Origin of the sequence: Thiocystis violascens DSM 198, from assembly GCF_000227745.2 — a bacterium.
Lineage (GTDB): Bacteria > Pseudomonadota > Gammaproteobacteria > Chromatiales > Chromatiaceae > Chromatium > Chromatium violascens.
Window position 1 is genome coordinate 1,686,509 of the sequence record NC_018012.1, and the last position, 17,543, is coordinate 1,704,051.

The window sequence follows — 17,543 nt, forward strand, 5'->3', positions numbered from 1 at the left end:
AATGAGAGTCGTAGGATGCGGTGAGGAACGAACCGCATCGATCGCGAAACCACGTCGCCGAATGGTGCGGTTCGCTCTCACTCACCGCATCCTACGATGAATTCATTGCTTTCCGTCAATCCAGTCAGTGCCTGGACTGATAGATGTCGCGACGATGCCCAACCAGAACGACCACGACAATCAGCTCATTGTCCTGGATCTCGTAAATGATCCGATAGTCTCCGACTCTGATACGCCAAGCCTCTCTTCCAGACAATTTCTTGCAGCCTGGTGGCCTGGGCTCCTCCCTCAAATCACGTATGGCCGCGACGATCCTGTCCTGATGCGGCTGAGATAGGCGTGCCAATGATTTTTGCGCGGCCTTCCTGATCCGTATGGAGTAGCTCACTCGATCTTGCCTGCCTTGATTTCTGCAACCGCTTGATCGAAATCCAGCACTTCATCACCGGCTTCCTGCTTGGCTTGGTCATAGGCCCGGATGTCATCGAGTTCTTCCATTTCTTCAACGATCTCCATCCATTCGGAGTACGGGATGATGACGGATTTTTTGTTCAGGTGTTCGTCGACGATGTATTCGGCGTGTACGTTCATGTCGTGATCTCTCTGGATTGTCATGGTCTGAAGCCAAGCCACCCGCTGCTTTCCAGCCGCCGCCAGGCCACCTGGACATGCTGCGCCTGGAAAACGCGGTGCTTGCGTTCGTTCCAGTCCCGGACCGCGCGCTCGGCGTCCTGCCCGCTGCGTGCCGGCGGATCCTCATGCACCGCGACCCAATGCACGGACGCGAGCAGTTCCATGCCGTAAGGGGTCTCGAAGCCGGCGATCAGATCGCTGACCCGTTCGAGTCGCTCCAGCGAGTCAGGATGGTCCGAAAGAAAGGCGTCCGCCTCGGGCACCGCGCCCGGCAGCAGTTCCAGTTCGGTGTCGGGCTTCTGGGTGTCGCCGAACCCGCGCGTATCCTGTCCCTCGATCCGCTCCAGCATCGTATTGAGGGCGTGAGCATAGGGACCGTAGAGCGCCTTCTCGAAGCGCAGTTGCAGGGGCTCCCCGCCCTCCTGGAGGAAGTACGCCAGCTTCTGAACCTCCAGCAGGGTGCGCCGGTAGTGATGAACGGCGTAGATGTCCATCAGCTTGATGAGCAGGGCGCGGGCGGGTGTCATGTGTGGGCGTTTCGTGCGCGCTGGCGGGATCTTTGGGTGCGGGGTGGGCGGCGGGTCGGAGTTTGGCATCAGACGGCTGGTTCTGGGGCCGTTGCGGTTTGGGGGATGCGGACGCGAGCCGTCAGAAGGTCATTCATCAAACCATTCTTGACTGCTTTATGTTTCTCCAAGATCGCCATCTCCCCATCAATCCTTTGCTGACAGACCGCAATCACATCAAGGATCAATCGCTGTTCACTCAAGGTTGGCAACAAGATAGGTAGATTGCTCAATGCGGTTTTGTTGATCGATGCAAGATTCGTAGTTTGAATGCCTACGGAGATGAAGTAACGGCGAGCAATTTGTCCTCCAGTCCAAATATCTAAGAAATCGGGATCTATCTTAGGTCCACTACGAACAACGAAAACATGATTCTGATGGATGCAAGGACTCAGCTCTCCATGCCAAACACACCCTCTACCCAGCTTATCTAAATCGCCGCCCTCATTCATAAGAACATCGCCCGGAAGAACTGAGTATCTATCAAGTTCATCACGACTGATGGTCAGGATATTCATTTCGGCGAGATCAAGATAACCATCTTGCACATTGGCGACGCGCAAATAATGGACCTGTATCGGTTTGTTGACCGCCTTGTTCTCATTCTTTGCTTTTCCTGAGCGTACTTCTGCGACATTGGCAAGCACCTCAACGGTCCAATCGGATGGTATCCGTCCCAACCGCGACTCCTTGAACTGCTCAGGATGGCGCTCCGGGTCGCGCAACTCGCCGTTGTCGTCCAGGCCACGGGTGAGCAGGTCCTGGAGCAGCCCCTGCTTCATCCGTTGCATCTTGGCGATGACCTGCTCAGTCCTGCGGATGGTCTCGTCGAGGGTGTCGAGGATTTGGGCGATGCGGTGTTGTTCGGCAAGCGATGGAAACGGAATCTCGAACTCTCGGAGATCGGCCTGGAATAGGTGCGGCACACCGATTCCCGATTTCTTATCGTATATGAGCTTCTGAAAGGCATGGGCTTTCGTCAGTTGATGAAGGAACGCCGGATCCAAGGTTTCCGAGCATCGTAAGACCGCTATTGATCCATTGACGGTTGCAGGACCAGGAAGCCCACGTACGAGATTGCTGATCCCGAGCGTGCTCCCATCCTTCACGAGGAGTACGTCACCAACCTGCAACATCAACTCGGGCGACTCGATATAGCGAAGCTCCGAAATGAAGTTCACGTTATCGAAGTCTATTCGAGGGCCTTTGATATTGGGCGTAGCGAGGAAGATATAGCCTTTTTCCCGGTACTCGGAAGCCTGAAGCCCCTTCCATCCGATTCTTGCTTTGATGCTGGCGTGATCCCCTAGCCTAGCGGCGGGCCACGCAGCATCAGCCGACATATCCCAACTCCCTCAAAAAACCATCTAACCGACCTTTCACCGTATCGCGCTTTACCTCGATATTCCGCAGCGTCAACTGATACTTCTCCCACCAGCTTTCCAGCAAGGCCATGAACCACCCCATCTGCTCATCCGCATACCGGGACAACTGCCCATTCAAATCATCCCGAATCATCTCCAGCACCAAATCCCGCGCCTCTCCATCGGACAGTGCATCCCTTGCCTCCATCAACCTTTCGACAAGCCTCGCCTTGAGCACCTTCAGCACCTTCCTTGCCTCGGTCAGATCCTTCTTGATCTGCTCCCAGGGCGCGAGCAGGGCATCGATCTCCGCGATCTCCAGGAGGACGGGGCCGGTTTGCGCCTCCAGCCGCACCAGCTCCGACTCCAATTCCCTCGTGTCCTGGCCGAGCTTGCGCCGGGCGGCGATCGATCCCTGATCCTTCACGCCGGGACCGCGCTTGAGGAACCGGATCCGGTCCAGCGGATCCCGGATCCGGGCCTTGAGACTCTTGCGCAGATCGTCCTGCTCCCTGGCGTAGTTGCTCTCCTTGCCGTCGTAGTCCTCGGCGCTGTCCTCCAGGTGCTCGCCGCGCTCGAATGCCTCCTTCTCCCCCTTCAGACGCTCGATCTCCGCCTCGGCCGCCGCAAGCTCCTCCAGGAACTCGGGGATGAGGCGCGGGACGATCTTGTGCTCCAGCGGCTTGAAGTCGTCGGCCTGGGTGTCGTCGTCGCCCTCAATGAAGTCGCGAATCGTCTCGACCCAGCCGTCGATGAGGCCGGTAAAGCCCTGGGCGCTGATGGTCTTCAGCTCGTCATAGGCATGGTTCCACCAACTGGCGGTGACCCCGGCGATCTTGAAGCGATCGAGCAGACCGACCGGAACCAGGTCCTGCTCGAAGCTTTCGAGCAAGGTGGCGCGCAGGTCCATCAGGCTGTGGGTCTCGGGCAGGGCGGCCAGGCGGTCCCGGTTGTCGGTCCACCATCCCGCGAAGGCCCTGGTCAATTCCGCCCGGCGGGCCTGCACCCCGGCATCGGTCTCGATCAGGCGGCGCAGGTCCGACCGCTTGGTGAGCGAGGGAGCAAAGTCGACATAGCGTTCATCCCGATCGACGAAGACGGCTGCGGGGTCGAAGCCGCAGGCCGCGAGCAGCGCCCGCTGGTCCGCGATCTCGGCGCGGGGCACGCCGCCGAGCAGGTGGGCGCGCACGTCCTGTGGCTCCGGCGGCGGGGCGTTGTCGGCGTAGCGGCGGATGTTGAGGTTGCCGCCGTTCGCCTGGATCTCGGCGAGGTCGACGACCTGGGAGTAGCCGGGGATGGTCTCGAAGCGCTGGTAGGTGCGGACGATCTTCTCGGCGTGCTCGGGGCGCAGATAGTTCTGGGCGCGGCCCGCCTCGAAGTCGGCGTCGGCGTTGATGAAGAGCACCTTGCCGCGCCGCTCGGACGGCTTGGCATGGCGGTTCTGGCGCAGGATGAGGATGCAGGCCGGGATGCCGGTGCCGTAGAAGAGGTTCGGCCCCAGTCCGATGACCGCCTCGATCAGATCCTCGTCGAGGAAACCCTGGCGGATCTCGCCCTCCCGTCCGCCCCGGAAGAGCACGCCGTGCGGGGCGACCGAGGCCAGCAGACCCTGCGGACGCAGCACCGCGTGCATGTGCTGGATGAACATCAGCTCGGCCTTCTTGCCGCTCTCCGGGCAGAAGCCGTAACGGAAGCGCTCGGGAAACTCCATGCCCTCGCGGCTGTAGTTGATGCCGAAGGGCGGATTGGATAGGACTAGGTCGAAGCGGCGCAGACTGCCCCGGTCCAGGTGTTTGGGGTGGGCCAGGGTGTCGTCGTTGTGGATCTCGGCCTTGGAGATCCCGTTGAGGATCATGTTCATCTTGCACACGACCCAGGCCGAGCCGCTGGAGTCCTGCCCGTGGAGGAAGAGGTTGCGACCGTCGCCGCCGTGCTCCTCGACGTGACGCTTGGAGAAGATGAGCATGCCGCCCGAGCCGCAGGCGGGGTCGTAGATCTCCTGCCCCTCGCGGGGATCGAGGAGGCGCACCATCATGCGCACCACATCGCGGGGGGTATAAAAGTCCCCGCCCTTGCGCCCGCCGGCCTCCGCGAACATGTAGATCAGATACTCGTAGGCCGAACCGAGCAGGTCGGCGTGCTCGAAGTCGCCGTTGCGCAGGCGGTATTTGCCGAAATGGCGGATGAGTGCGCGCAGCTTCTGGTCGCTGAGCGAACTGTCGCCGACCTTACGGGTGAAGTCGATGTGCTCCATCACGCCGGCGAGCATGCGGTTCTCGTCGGCCAGTTCGCCCAGCGCCTTGTTCAGTCCGTCGCCGACCGCCGTGTGCAGGTGGTCGTTGATCTCCTTCCAGCGTGACCGCTTGGGGACGAAGAAGTCGTCGTACAGGTTCGGGTCTTCGGCGGTCTCCTCGATTTGCTCGGGCGTCGCCCCGTCGGCCAGTTCGGCCGCCATGAGGCGCTCGCGCTCTTCGTCGAAGACGTCGGAGCAGCGTTTGAGGAACAGCATGCCGAAGATGAAGTCACGGAATTCGGCATGGTCCATCTTGCCGCGCAGGATGTCGGCCGCGCCGTAGAGGTGGCGTTCGAGCTTGGGGAGGGTCAGTTTTGCCACGCGGGATCCTGTGCTGTGGATTGCTTGCCGTCGATAGGGGCACCGTGACGCGCGCAGTACTCGCGGATCAGAACCTCGATCATATTCGCGAGACTGCGCCGCTCCTGCTCGGCGATGGTGCGCAGCCCTTCTTTCACGGCCGGCTGGATTCGCACGGTTAGGGTCGTCGTCTTGGTTTCCGGCATCGTGTGTCCTTGGTGGCTGTCTGGCCTTCGAATGTACGACGGATATACTACGGGGAATCCGACCGACAGGGAATGTAAGCATGGCCAGCCAATACCAACACCGCCAGTTCTTCCGCCGGGTGCCGAATGCCCTGCTGGCCCAGTATTTCGAGCGCAAGGCGGTCGATTTGGGCGTGGACTTCGGGACGCTGTCCGAGACGGGCGTGGATCCCGTGTTTGAAGCCTTCACAGCCCTCGCCGAGCACGAGCAGGCGGTCATGGAGGCGGACTTTCTGGACATCAACGCACTAGCCTGTGACGGGGGCATCGCGGCGTTGCTCAACGAGGCAGCCTTCTATCGGGACGAGACCTTCGTGGGCGCGATTGAGGCGGTCGACGGTTATCACGGCAAGTCGATGTGGGCCTTCCTCAATCGGCCGGAATACTGGAGAGGGGCCGCCTCGCTGCTGCACGCCGATAACATCAGCGTCAGCTTCTGGAATAAGCGCAACGGCTTGCCGCCGGTGCCGCCGAACGTCGAGCATGAGGACATCGAGCGGCTCGAACGGGCCATCAGCCACTACTTCAACAAGACCGAGGGGCGTGGTCGCAACTGCAAGGTCGAGCCCTATCGAAAGGTGAAGACAGGGAAGGAGTATTTCTTCGCTTATCCCGAGGACTACGGTCAGTCTGGTGTCGAGTGGGAGCGCAGCCGGCTGACCACGCGCTCCCGCCATCCCGCCTTCGAGATCATCTTCGTCTACTGCGAGGCGGAAGGCTCCCTGGACATCTATGCACCCAAGAACACCAAGGCGGTGGCGGAACTGCGACGGATTTTCGCGAGGACCATCCTGAAGCTGAACGCCCTGCCCGACGGCAGGATCGACAATCGCGTCTATGACCTGGACTTGCTGGCGGATCCCAGCTTCGAGTTCCAGTTTCCGGTCGGGTCCGGGATTCGGGACGCTGTTGTGACCCGACTGCGTCTGACGTTGAGGTACGCGCGGGAGCAACGGCTCGTATTGGAGGCGAACACCCAGCGGAACCGGAAGGCTGTTTACGATCTATTGGCGCAATTGAATCCGCCTCCCTACTTCGTCAACCAAGCGTCCATCAAGGTGATGTTCCACCCCGAACCCGGAAAGCGGTCGTCGAGCAAGACCTTCGCCATCAGTTATCCCAACTCCTGCAACCTGAATCACGACGGCAAGGACGACCTCATCCGGAACATGCTGGCGGCTTCGGGCATCGAGCCGCGCGTGCCGAGCGGCGACGGCGACGGCGACGCATGAGCCTGAACGACGTCTTGCTGTCGCTGCTGGAGCCGGTCGGTACCGCTGGGGGCATCCACTTCGTCACCTGGGACATGGCCCAGCAGTGGCCCGAGCACGCCTTGGACAGCTTGTTGCGGACGGGGGTGCTCGTCCCCGCCAAGCCAGCGGAATCCGTGGAATGCAGGATATGCGTGGAGCACTGTGACTTGGACGTTCATCCGGTGCCGGGGCGCGATGGCGACCCTTCTCGGATCTTCGCCATCTGCGAGGATCCGGACATGCAGGACCAGATCGGTCCTATCCTGATCCCACCGGAGCGGCTGCGGCAGTGGAAGGTGGCGCCACTTCAACTGGCGAGAGTGGTTGCCGATCTCCTGGCGGTCGACAGTCAGATCGAGGATCGACACGGACAGACCGATATCCGAATCGGTATGCTCAAGGGCAGGAAAGGGCGGCGCTGGCTGTCGCTGAACAAGTCGCCTCTGACCCTGGAGGTGAACGGCCATCAGGTATCCTTGGCCGAACTGCTCTTCTTTGAAGACGAGGCGCTCATGATCGACAGGGAGCGCATCGATCAACTGCTCGATACGGTGCCCAGCAGTCCTGGCAAGGCGTATCGGCCATCGACGGAGAAACGGGAAACCCGGAAGCGGGCGTCCGAGGCCATGTATGAAGATTGGCGCGACGCCTATCGCAAGCTGCGCCGCCAGCATCCCAGCTCCGCGAGTCATCCGGATACCTGGATATCGCAACGGATCGCCAAGCTCCCCATCGCGCAGGGACGGGATCCCGAGACTATCCGCAAGAACATGAAGCCGTGAGAAAGTTGGGCGGAAAGTTTTCGCCCAGCCGCCCTCCTTGCCTAGCGCGGGTTCCACGCTGGATGCCACTCCTCACAGTCGCACTATTCGCCCAGCACAGAAACGCCTAATTGATTGACGATAAAGGCTTTGAAGCCTTTTCAACAATGTCAGCACGGGCGTTTCATCGCCCAAATCGCCCACCTAGTCTGCCTCTCGAACGATCCAAAGACGCTTCGAGAGGTATGACAATGACCCGCACGATCCTTCGACTCCCCGCCGTCCTGCGTGAGCGTGGCCGCTCGCGCAGCGCCCATTATCTCGACATTCAGGAAGGTCTCTTCACGCATCCGGTTTCCATTGGTGCCAGAGCTGTTGGCTGGCCTTCGGATGAAGTCGCGGCGCTGAACGCGGCCCGCATCGCCGGCAAAACCGACGCGCAGATCCGCGCCCTGGTCATCGCGCTCGAAGCCGCGCGCAAGATGGCGGCTTGACGGGGACGCACATGAACACATCCAACTGGCAGGCGATCGACGCCTTCGGCGAGGCCATGGCCGCCGCCGGTCTCGGGCAACCCGAGATCATCGCGGACGGCAAGCTGCATCGCTTCCGCACTCCCGACGACAAGGCCGGCAAGCAATCGGGCTGGTACCTGGTCCATCTCGACCGGCTGCCCGCCGGGGCCTTTGGCTCCTGGAAGACGGGCGAATCACAGACTTGGTGCGCTAAATCCAGGGAGGAACAGACCCCGGCCGAGCGCGCTGACCTCCGCGCTCTGGTGGACGAGGCCCGGCGCCAGCATCAGGCCGAGCGTGACCAGCAACAGCGCGCTGCCGCGAGCCGCGCACTGGGAATCTGGAACCGTTGCACACCAGCTCCTGCGGATCATCCGTATCTGATCGCTAAGGCGATCAGCGCGCACGGCGCACGGCTGGACCGTCACGGTAACCTGGTGATCCCCGCGACCGACGGCGAGACCCTGACCACGCTGCAATTCATCGCGCCGGACGGGAGCAAGCGGTTTCTCTCGGGCGGGCGGATCGCGGGGTGCTGGTTTGGCATTCAGAGCCGGAAGCCTGAGCCGATCCTGATCGGCGAGGGTTTCGCGACCCTGGCGACGCTGCATGAGGAGACCGGCGCCCCGGCGGTGATCGCCTTCAACGCGACCAATCTCCTGGCCGTAGCCAAGGCGATGCGCAGTTTGAACCCGCGCGACGAGATCCTGATCTGCGGGGACGACGACCGGTGGACCGAGGGCAATCCGGGCCGGAGCAAGGCGCGGGCGGCGGCGTTGGCGATCGGCGCCAAGGTGCTGATGCCGGACTTCAGTGGACTGGATCTGGGCAGCCGTCCAACGGACTGGAACGATTGGTTTCGGCTGCAACAAGCGGCCAGGGGGGTGGCGGCATGAGCCAGAACCGCAAACTCAAGCCGCGCCGGGGCATCCGCATCAAAGCGATTCCAGAGACCGTCCAGGCCGATCTGGTCCCAATGGTCGATTCAGAAACACCAGAATCAGACGCTACCCCAGTCAATGACGCTACCGCGCTGAATCAGGAGCCGAAAACCGGTAGCGTCGGCGAGAGTCCCGACACGTTACCGACGCGACCAGCCGATATCCTCGATGGGGCGATCAATCCGGCGACGGATCCGCCGGGTGAGGATGAAACCCTGGTCGAGTGTCCACCAATCGCGACCGAATGCCCCTGCTGGCGCGTCTATCTTGACTGGTGGCAGGCGGGTCAGGACAAGCGCCGGCCGGGCGTCTATTACCATGGCCGCGACAAAAACGAGTTGGGCGAAGCGGTCCGCACCGACGAATGGCTGTGTGGACCGCTGATCCTGGAGGCGACCACCTTCGACCGTCGCAATGAGTCATTCGGGCGTCTGCTGCGGTTTCGGGATGTGCGTGGGAATTGGCACGAATGGAACATGCCGATGCACCTGCTGCGCGGCTCCTGCGAGGAACTGCGCGGCGAGTTGCTGGACCTGGGGCTGGAGATCAACCCGAACTCACGCGGCAAGCTGGCCAACTATCTGCTGCACAAGGCGCCCAAGCGCGAAGTGACGGCGGCGCTGTCGCTGGGCTGGCACGACGACACCTTCGTGCTGCCGGATGTCTCGATCGGGACCGAGGCGATCCGCTTCCAATCCGAGACGGCCACGGTGGCGGACTTCGACCAGCGCGGCACCCTCCTGGACTGGCAGACCCAGGTCTGCGCGCTCGCGCGTGGCAACACCAGTCTGACGCTGGCGATCTCGGCGGCCCTGGCCGGACCCCTGCTGGCACGGGTCCACGTCGAATCCTGCGGGCTCCATCTCTATGGTGAGTCATCGGGTGGCAAGACGACCGCCTTGCAGGCCGCCGTCTCGGTCTGGGGCTCGCGCGACCTGCTGCGCACCTGGCGCGGCACGGGCAATGGGCTGGAGGCCGCGGCGGCGGAATCGACCGATACCCTGCTGGCGCTCGACGAGATCAACGAGGCCGATGGCAAGGAGATCGGCAGCATCGTCTATGCGCTGGCGAACGGGCGCGGCAAGTCGCGCGCCAACCGCTCGGGCGGCGCCCGGCGCATCGCCCGCTGGCGCACGGTGGTCCTCTCCAGCGGCGAGAAGACCCTGGAGGCGCGAATGCTCGAATCCGGTGCCCGTCACCATGCCGGTCAGGATGTGCGTCTGCTGAATCTGCCCGCCGATGGACGCCGCTACGGCACCTTCGACGAGATCCACGGGCGCGACTCGGCGCGTGCCTTCGCCGACGAGATCAAGACCGCCAGCGCGCGCTGCTACGGGACGGCGGGGCGCGCCTTCGTGCAGTTCCTCGTCGCGCATCTGAGCGAGGACTACGGGGCCATGGTCAAGGCCCTGACCGATCGCATGCCGACCCTGGAGGGCCAGGAGGCACGCGCGGCCCGGCAGTTCGCCTTGATCGGCACGGCGGGTGAGCTGGCGACCCAGGCCGGGATCACCGGCTGGGAGCCGGGCGCGGCGACCAAGGCGGCGACCGATGCCTTCCTGGTGTGGCGGGACGCGCGCGGCAGCGGCAATGCCGAGGCGTCGAAGATCCTGGACGCCATTCGCGATTTTATCGAGCGGTATGGCGATACCCGCTTCACCGCTGTCGACGACCGCGATGGTCGGCTGCTGCGTGGTGAGCGCGCGGGGTACACCAAGGTGATCGAGGGGCGGTTGGCGTACCTGCTGACACCCGGTGGACTCGGCGAGGCGATCAAGGGCTTCGACCGCAAGCGCGCGCTCGACGTGCTGGCGTCTGCCGGCTGGTTGCTGGGCAAGGCGGGGTCGAAGGGCGAACGGCGTCTCCAATGCAAGATCGATGGTCGCAACGTCGGTCTCTACGCCATTTGCCTGCCGGATGACGAGCAGGACGGCGACGACGCCACCGACAAACGCCGGGAGGCCGCTTGAGATGAGCCTGCTGGAACAGTTCACCGCAACCGTCGAGGCCACACTCGGCGCTCGGGTCGCGTCGGTCGCGTCAGCGAGTCATCCGGACGCTACCGCTTATCCGCTTGCGGAACAAGACGGTCGCGTCGGTCGCACGAGTAGCGTCGAGCAAGGCGCATCCCGAGGTGCCGGTCATCTGCCACCCCTGACCGCCGATCAACGGGCGGATATCCGTGAGGTCATCGACGAGCGCGCGGCCATTCTGGAGTACGAAGCAGGAACGCCCCGCCCCGAGGCCGAGGCGCGGGCAGCAAACGCGATGCGAGTCTACCGCTATCGCCTGACCGACCGGCCAGCGGACTGGTTGGTGATGATTGCGCCGGGCTGCGAGTTGGACGCGGCGCGGCGCACCTTGATCGCCCGCTTCGGGATCGAGCGACTGCTGGAGGTCCAGATCCATCGTCCGGAGGTAATGCCATGAGCCCGACTCAACAACAGACGATCCATGACTCCAGCCGTTCGATCGCGGATCAAGCGTCCGGGTCAGTCGCTGGGTTCCGCGACACGACAGACACGAACCACGACGGTCAAGCCATGCCAAACACGGAAGCGGAATCGATGAACGAGCAGTCGGTGATGCCGCTTCTGGTGGCGCAGGATGTGGCTCTTGCCGCAACGAAAGGCGGTTATGACGCGGTCCGCTTCAATGCCCTGAAGCACGGCATTCTGTCCAGGCTGACGGTCCTGGCCCATGAAGATCAGAACGAGTTTGCCGACCTGCTGGCGGCGCTGATCGAGGAGCATCGCCCGGCGGGCATGACCGAGCGGCATCTGATCGAGGAACTGGCCGCAATCATCTGGCGCAAGCGACGGGTCTTGCTGGCGGAAGGGGCGGCGATCAACCGTGGTTTACGCAGCGTCGCCCATAGCCAGCACGACAGCCCGATTCCGGCGGCGGCGCCCTTCGAGCGGGGGCTGTCGAAAGAGGGACGCGACCTGCCCGACCTGCTGACGGCGAATCCGGAAGAGATCGCCGAACGGCGACGCAACGCGGAGCTGGACTTGACCGCCACCCGGAAGGCGGCGGCGATCCTGCGCAAGGGTGGACCCAATGCCTATGCGAAAGCGCGGCGAGCGCTGATCCAGGAATCCCGCGACTGGTGGGATGAGCAGACCGAGGAAGAGGAATACCCAGCGACCGCCGCGGGGTTGGCGCAATTCATCCGCAAGACGCTGGAGCCCATCGGCATTCGGATGGAGCAGGAAGCCCGCTTGACCCCCGCGATCCAGGTGCAAACCCTCGGCGAAGGGCTGCAAGTGCATCGTCTGGAGAAGCTCAACCGCTACGAAACGCACCTCGACCGCAAGTTCGAGCGCACGCTGGCCATGATTCTGAAGCTGAAACAGCTTCGAGGCGGGTGAAATGCCGTCACTGGACATCGGGCGTCAACCCAGTCAGGACAAGGCTTCCGCCAGTTTCGGCGTCAACCAGTCGCCAAAACTGACTGATGATTTCGGCAAAATCCGGGAGAAAAAAGCATGGGCGGGATCGGCAGCGGACGACGCCATCAAGGCGGCCGGGGTACCACGAGCGATTATCGGTCACTGGACGTGCGGCGGCTGCAACGCGATGGGTTGCTGACGCCGGGACAGGCTTTCGGCTGGAACTGGACGCGCGACGGGGAAAGACTGGTATCGATCTTCATTCGGACAGCAACCGACAAGCTGACTTTGAGCTATCGCCACCAGCGCGCCGGGAGTGATTGGCAACCGATGGAATACGCGGTTCCGTTGGACTGGACAAACTGCACCTACGGCGGATCACGCCCCTGGTTTCTCTGTCCGGCGACTGGCTGCGGGCGACGGGTGGCCAAACTCTACCTCGGCGGATCGGGCGTCTTTGCCTGCCGGCACTGCTACCGGCTGGCCTATGACTGTCAGCGCGAAACCGACGATGATCGCGCGACGCGGCGGGCGGAGACCATTCGGCAACGGCTGGACTGGGAGGCGGGTATTCTGAACCTCCCCGGCCGACGGCCGAAGGGCATGCACCGGCGCACCTTCGAGCGGTTGAAGCACCAGCATGATCGTTTCGTCAGCGCCTTGATCGCTGGGATGGCCAGTCGGCTGCGGTTGGTGGAGAAAGGGCTGGGCGGGTTACTGGACGACTTGGATGTCGACTGGTGAATCTGTTTCGCAAAACAGGCGTAGTCGTCAGCGCGCGAACCGAAGCTCGGAGCGGCAGATCGTGATCAAGCATTCCTGGGAGTGGGGGTAAAAGTGGGGGTAATTTTCGGGTGTTGGCCGAAAATGAAAAAGGCTTAGCAACCGCTTGATACTAAGCCTTTGATTTATTGGTCGGGGCGAGAGGATTTGAACCTCCGACCACCTGAACCCCATTCAGGTGCGCTACCAGGCTGCGCTACGCCCCGATAAGACGGCGAATCATAAAGCCTAACCAACCGAACGTCAACGCCGCAGTATCTGGAGAATCTCTTCGAGCTCCAGACGTAACTGGCGCAGAACCTGATGGGTTTGATTCATGTCGTGCTTGGCGCCTTCTCCGCTCAATTGCTGACGGGCGCCGCCGATGGTGAATCCCTGGTCGTACAGCAGGTTGCGGATCTGGCGCACGATCAAAACATCGTGGCGTTGGTAATAACGTCGGTTGCCGCGGCGCTTGACCGGCTTGAGCTGCGGAAATTCCTGTTCCCAGTAGCGCAAGACGTGCGGTTTGACGCCACACAGTTCGCTGACTTCACCGATGGTGAAGTAACGCTTGCCGGGAATCGGCGGGAGATCGCCGTCTCCTGGCTCGTCGCCACTAACCATCGGTTCCAGCATAGGCTTCCACCCGCGATTTGAGCTTCTGGCCTGGACGGAAGGTCACGACACGCCGCGCGGTGATGGGAATTTCCTCGCCGGTCTTGGGGTTGCGGCCCGGACGCTCGTTTTTCTCGCGCAGGTCGAAGTTGCCAAACCCGGACAGCTTGACCTGCTCCCCCCGCTCCAGGGCGGTGCGAATCTCCTCGAAAAACATCTCGACGATATCCTTGGCCTCGCGTTTGTTCAGGCCAAGTTCATCGAATAGATGCTCTGCCATTTCGGCTTTGGTCAACGCCATACCCTCAATCCCTCAATCGTGCGTCAAGTTCCGAAGTAAGGCGATCCAGAATCCGCCCTACCTCGACTTCAATGATTTCTTCGGTCAGTGTCTGGGAAGAAGACTGTAAAATCAATCCTAAAGCAAGACTTTTTCGTCCAGAATCGACGTTCTTGCCGGTATAGACATCGAACAGGATGACCTCGCGCAGCAGTTCCGTGGCGGCGGCGCGAACGCAGTCGGCAACCCTCTCGTAGCCGATCTGTGCGTCGATGACGATCGCCAGATCGCGACGAATACCAGGGAAACGCGAGATCGGCGCATAGCGGGGCAGGATGCCGTCCGCCAGCGGTGCCAGATCCAGTTCGAACAGAAAGGCGTCGCCGGTGAGATCGAGCTTGGCGGCCAGCGAGGGATGCAGCATCCCCATCAGACCCACGGGTTTCCCTTCGCGCTCGATCCGGGCCGTCTGCCCCGGATGCAGGGCCGGATGCGCGCCGGCGACGAACCTGAATTGCGCGGGCGCGCCGGTCAGCGCCAGCAGGGCTTCCACGTCGGCCTTGAGGTCGTAAAAATCGACCTTGCCAGATTGCTGGCCCCACTGTTCGGGAGCGGCCGTGCCGATGACCAGACCGGCGAGCCCCGGTTCCTGTCGCAGACCGTCGGCGCCGATCCGAAACCGCAGACCCGACTCGAAGATCCGCACCCGCTCCAGTTGACGGGTCTGATTGTAACGGGCGGTCTGCAACAGGCCGGCCCAGAGGCTGGTGCGCATGATAGAGAGTTCGGCGCTGATGGGGTTGGCCAACCGCAGGGTGTCGGCCTCGGGTTCGACCAGCGACTGGATCTCGGGGCTGACGAAACTGTAGGTGATGACCTCGTGGAAACCGCGGTCGACCAGGGCCAGGCGCGCGCGGTCGAGATCGAACGCGGCCTCGGGCGTGGATTGGGTGACCGAGGCGGCACTGGCGTGGCTCACCGGGATGTTGTCGTAGCCATGGATCCGGCCGATGTCGGCGATCAGGTCGACTTCGTGGACCAGATCGAAACGCGCGCTGGGCGGGGTGACCCGCCAGCCGTCATCGAGACGTTCGACGGCCATGCCCAGGCGTTCCAGCACATCGGCGATGGTCGTGGCGGGCAGTTCGAGCCCGAGAATCCAGGCGACGCGCGCCTCGCGCAGATGCAGGGGTTCGCGTCGCGGCAGATGGGTCGCGTCGACCGCTTCCACCACGGGGCCGACCTGGCCGCCGACGATGTCCAGCAGGAGACGGGTCGCGCGCTCGATCGCGCGGACCTGAAGTTGCGGGTCGACACCGCGCTCGAAACGGTGCGAGGAATCGGTATGAAAGCCGTAACCGCGCGCCTTGCCGCTAATGGCGAGCGGCGCGAAAAAGGCGCTTTCGAGCAGGATATCGCGGGTCTCAGGGCCAACGCCGGTCGCGGCGCCGCCCATGATGCCGGCCATGGCCACCGCCTGGTTGGCGTCGGCAATCACCAGGGTGTCGGCGCGCAGTTCGATTTCATCGCCGTTGAGCAACGCGAGCCGTTCGCCGGCCTGGGCCAGACGCACCTCGATCCCGCCGCTGAGTTTGGCGAGATCGAACCCGTGCATGGGCTGACCCAATTCGAGCATGACATAGTTGGTGACATCCACGACGGGGCTGATCGCGCGCAGTCCGGCGCGGCGCAGGCGTTCCTGCATCCACACAGGCGTTGCGGCGGTCGGATCGACCTGGCGGATGACCCGGCAGACGTAGCGCGGGCAGGCGTCGGGAGCCAGCAGACGCACCGTCACGCGGTCGTCGCAGGTTGGCGCCACGGGTTGCACGGCAGGCGCCCGCAGCGGGACGCGGTTGATAACCGCGACCTCGCGGGCGAGCCCGGCGATGCCGAGACAGTCGCCCCGATCCGGAGTCAGGTCGACCTCGATGCAATGGTCGTCCAGGGCCATCCAAGCGCGGAAGTCCTCGCCCACGGGGGCGTCCGCCGACAGGGGCAGGATGCCATCGGAGGTCTCGGCCAGTCCGAGTTCGGTGGCGGAGCAGATCATGCCGAAGGACGCGACACCGCGCAGCTTGGCCTTTTTGATCTTGAAGTCGCCGGGCAGACAGGCACCGACCGTGGCGACCGGAATCTTCATACCCTCGGCGACATTGGCCGCGCCGCAGATGATCTGGAGCGGTTCGTCCTGGCCCAGATCGACCGTACAGATGCGCAGCTTGGCGGCATCCGGATGGGGCGCGATGCGCTGCACCAGGCCGATCGAGACGCCGCTGAAAGCGGGGGCCGCCGGTTCGACGGCGTCCACTTCCAGACCCGCCATGCTGAGCTGATCGGCCAATTGTTGGGTGTCGACCGGCGGATTCACCCACTCGCGCAGCCAAGCCTCACTGAATCGCATATCGCGCTTTCCCGTGTGCGACTCTCAAAGCGCGTTGCGCGTTGAGAGAAACTGAATTTATATTTTTAAAAACATATGATTTTTCGATAGAAAAATCATTAGGCGAACTGGCGCAGGTATCTTAGGTCATTATCGAAATTGAGCCGGATATCGTCGATGCCGTAGCGCAGCATGGCGAGCCGCTCGACGCCCATGCCGAAGGCGTAGCCAAGATGGCGCTCGGGATCGATCCCGACATGCTTGAACACCTCGGGATAGACCATGCCGCAACCGAGTACTTCCAGCCAGCCGGTCTGTTTGCAGACCCGGCAGCCGTCGCCGCCGCACATCACGCATTGGATGTCGACCTCCGCCGAGGGTTCGGTGAAGGGGAAATAGGACGGGCGGAAGCGCAGTTCCAGATCGCGCTCGAAGAAGTTGCGCAGAAAGTCGTAGAGCACGCCCTTGAGGTCGGCGAAACTGACCTCTTCGTCGACCAGCAGACCCTCGACCTGATGGAACATGGGGGTATGAGTCAGGTCGGAATCGCAACGATAAACCCGGCCCGGCGCGATGATCTTGAGCGGCGGGGCCTGCTGTTCCATCACCCGAATCTGCACCGGCGAGGTATGGGTGCGCAACAGCCGGTCGGCATCGAAATAAAAGGTATCGTGCATCGCCCGCGCGGGATGATGCGCGGGGATGTTGAGCGCCTCGAAATTGTGATAGGCGTCCTCGACTTCAGGCCCCTCGACCACGGCGAATCCGGCGTTGGCGAACAGACGCTCGATGCGCCGCAACGCACGGGTGACGGGGTGCAATCCGCCCGGCTGTTGTCCGCGCCCCGGCAGGGTGATGTCGATCCGCTCGGCGGCGAGACGCGAGGCCAGCGACGCCTCTTCCAGGGCGGTCCGGCGCGCATCGATGGCGTTCTGGACAGCGACTTTCGCCTGATTGATCTCCTGCCCGGCGGCGGGACGCTCCGCGGCCGGCAGCGCGCCAAGCTGCTTGAGCAAGACGGTCAAGTCACCCGTCTTGCCCAGATAGCGCACGCGTACCTGATCGAGCCCCATGAGATCCGCTGCCTTCTCGATGGCGACAAGAGCGGCTTCGCGCAAAGAGGCGATACCGAGTTCGGTTTGTTCGACCATGCTTTAAACCCGCAAAGTTGAATCTGGTCGCAAACGAAAAGAGGGAAAGACCTGGGCCTTCCCCTCTTTGTCGATGGAGGACGCGG

At 62.7% G+C, this 17,543-nt stretch carries 19 protein-coding genes and 1 tRNA gene; 9 read left to right on the forward strand and 11 right to left on the reverse strand.

The genetic code is table 11. The annotated features are described in order from the left end of the window. Nucleotides 1-124 precede the first annotated feature (124 nt). The 6 genes from THIVI_RS07455 to THIVI_RS24565 form a co-directional block, all read right to left on the reverse strand. A complete protein-coding gene (locus THIVI_RS07455) occupies nt 125-388 on the reverse strand; it encodes a type II toxin-antitoxin system RelE family toxin (protein ID WP_014778001.1) in 264 nt (87 codons plus the stop codon). After that, complete coding sequence (locus tag THIVI_RS07460) at nt 385-591, reverse strand: hypothetical protein (RefSeq protein ID WP_014778002.1); 207 nt, start codon at nt 589-591, stop codon at nt 385-387. Before THIVI_RS07460 ends, THIVI_RS07455 begins: the two co-directional genes overlap by 4 nt. A gap of 20 nt (nt 592-611) precedes the next feature. After that, complete coding sequence (locus THIVI_RS07465) at nt 612-1,160, reverse strand: hypothetical protein (protein ID WP_052314982.1); 549 nt, start codon at nt 1,158-1,160, stop codon at nt 612-614. Between the two features lie 68 nt (nt 1,161-1,228). Further along, nucleotides 1,229-2,542: a restriction endonuclease subunit S gene (locus THIVI_RS07470; protein WP_014778003.1), complete on the reverse strand. Its 1,314-nt coding sequence runs from the start codon at nt 2,540-2,542 to the stop codon at nt 1,229-1,231. Beyond that, a complete protein-coding gene (locus THIVI_RS07475; RefSeq protein ID WP_014778004.1) occupies nt 2,532-5,177 on the reverse strand; it encodes a type I restriction-modification system subunit M in 2,646 nt (881 codons plus the stop codon). The genes THIVI_RS07470 and THIVI_RS07475 overlap by 11 nt, the downstream gene beginning before the upstream one ends. After that, a complete protein-coding gene (locus THIVI_RS24565) occupies nt 5,165-5,362 on the reverse strand; it encodes a type II toxin-antitoxin system antitoxin (RefSeq protein WP_014778005.1) in 198 nt (65 codons plus the stop codon). The genes THIVI_RS07475 and THIVI_RS24565 overlap by 13 nt, the downstream gene beginning before the upstream one ends. 80 nt (nt 5,363-5,442) lie before the next feature. Between THIVI_RS24565 and THIVI_RS07485 the strand changes: the two genes are divergently transcribed. The 9 genes from THIVI_RS07485 to THIVI_RS25635 all read left to right on the forward strand — a co-directional run bounded on the left by THIVI_RS07485 (nt 5,443) and on the right by THIVI_RS25635 (nt 13,007). Then, nucleotides 5,443-6,633: a hypothetical protein gene (locus THIVI_RS07485; RefSeq protein WP_014778006.1), complete on the forward strand. Its 1,191-nt coding sequence runs from the start codon at nt 5,443-5,445 to the stop codon at nt 6,631-6,633. Then, complete coding sequence (locus THIVI_RS07490) at nt 6,630-7,436, forward strand: hypothetical protein (protein ID WP_014778007.1); 807 nt, start codon at nt 6,630-6,632, stop codon at nt 7,434-7,436. The genes THIVI_RS07485 and THIVI_RS07490 overlap by 4 nt, the downstream gene beginning before the upstream one ends. A 230-nt stretch (nt 7,437-7,666) precedes the next feature. Continuing rightward, entirely contained in the window at nt 7,667-7,909 is a 243-nt protein-coding gene (locus tag THIVI_RS07495) for a helix-turn-helix transcriptional regulator (RefSeq protein ID WP_014778008.1), read from the forward strand. Nucleotides 7,910-7,920: 11 nt separating this feature from the next. Beyond that, nucleotides 7,921-8,826, forward strand: a complete 906-nt coding sequence (locus THIVI_RS07500) for a toprim domain-containing protein (RefSeq protein WP_014778009.1) — start codon at nt 7,921-7,923, stop codon at nt 8,824-8,826. Further along, on the forward strand, nt 8,823-10,841 hold the full coding sequence (locus THIVI_RS07505) for a DUF927 domain-containing protein (protein WP_014778010.1): 2,019 nt from the start codon (nt 8,823-8,825) through the stop codon (nt 10,839-10,841). The genes THIVI_RS07500 and THIVI_RS07505 overlap by 4 nt, the downstream gene beginning before the upstream one ends. 1 nt (nt 10,842) lies before the next feature. Then, nucleotides 10,843-11,301: a hypothetical protein gene (locus THIVI_RS07510; protein ID WP_014778011.1), complete on the forward strand. Its 459-nt coding sequence runs from the start codon at nt 10,843-10,845 to the stop codon at nt 11,299-11,301. A 113-nt stretch (nt 11,302-11,414) separates the two neighbouring features. Next, the gene (locus THIVI_RS07515) at nt 11,415-12,242 is read left to right on the forward strand and encodes a hypothetical protein (protein WP_217160952.1); all 828 of its coding nucleotides are present in this window, start codon (nt 11,415-11,417) and stop codon (nt 12,240-12,242) included. A 1-nt stretch (nt 12,243) separates the two neighbouring features. Beyond that, nucleotides 12,244-12,462, forward strand: coding sequence for a hypothetical protein (locus tag THIVI_RS25075; protein WP_169315551.1), 219 nt, complete (start codon nt 12,244-12,246; stop codon nt 12,460-12,462). 131 nt (nt 12,463-12,593) lie between these two features. Beyond that, entirely contained in the window at nt 12,594-13,007 is a 414-nt protein-coding gene (locus THIVI_RS25635) for a hypothetical protein (RefSeq protein ID WP_245537399.1), read from the forward strand. A 168-nt stretch (nt 13,008-13,175) separates the two neighbouring features. Here the strand turns inward: THIVI_RS25635 and THIVI_RS07525 are convergent. The 5 genes from THIVI_RS07525 to pheS form a co-directional block, all read right to left on the reverse strand. Then, a tRNA-Pro gene (locus THIVI_RS07525) sits at nt 13,176-13,252 on the reverse strand. Nucleotides 13,253-13,289: 37 nt separating this feature from the next. After that, nucleotides 13,290-13,664, reverse strand: a complete 375-nt coding sequence (locus THIVI_RS07530) for a MerR family transcriptional regulator (protein ID WP_014778014.1) — start codon at nt 13,662-13,664, stop codon at nt 13,290-13,292. Beyond that, nucleotides 13,645-13,944: an integration host factor subunit alpha gene (gene ihfA / locus THIVI_RS07535; protein ID WP_014778015.1), complete on the reverse strand. Its 300-nt coding sequence runs from the start codon at nt 13,942-13,944 to the stop codon at nt 13,645-13,647. Before ihfA ends, THIVI_RS07530 begins: the two co-directional genes overlap by 20 nt. A 4-nt stretch (nt 13,945-13,948) precedes the next feature. Continuing rightward, nucleotides 13,949-16,327, reverse strand: coding sequence for a phenylalanine--tRNA ligase subunit beta (gene pheT, locus THIVI_RS07540; RefSeq protein ID WP_014778016.1), 2,379 nt, complete (start codon nt 16,325-16,327; stop codon nt 13,949-13,951). A gap of 98 nt (nt 16,328-16,425) precedes the next feature. Next, nucleotides 16,426-17,457 carry a phenylalanine--tRNA ligase subunit alpha gene (pheS, locus tag THIVI_RS07545; protein WP_014778017.1) on the reverse strand — a complete coding sequence of 344 codons (1,032 nt, stop codon included), beginning with the start codon at nt 17,455-17,457 and terminating at the stop codon, nt 16,426-16,428. Nucleotides 17,458-17,543 lie beyond the last annotated feature (86 nt).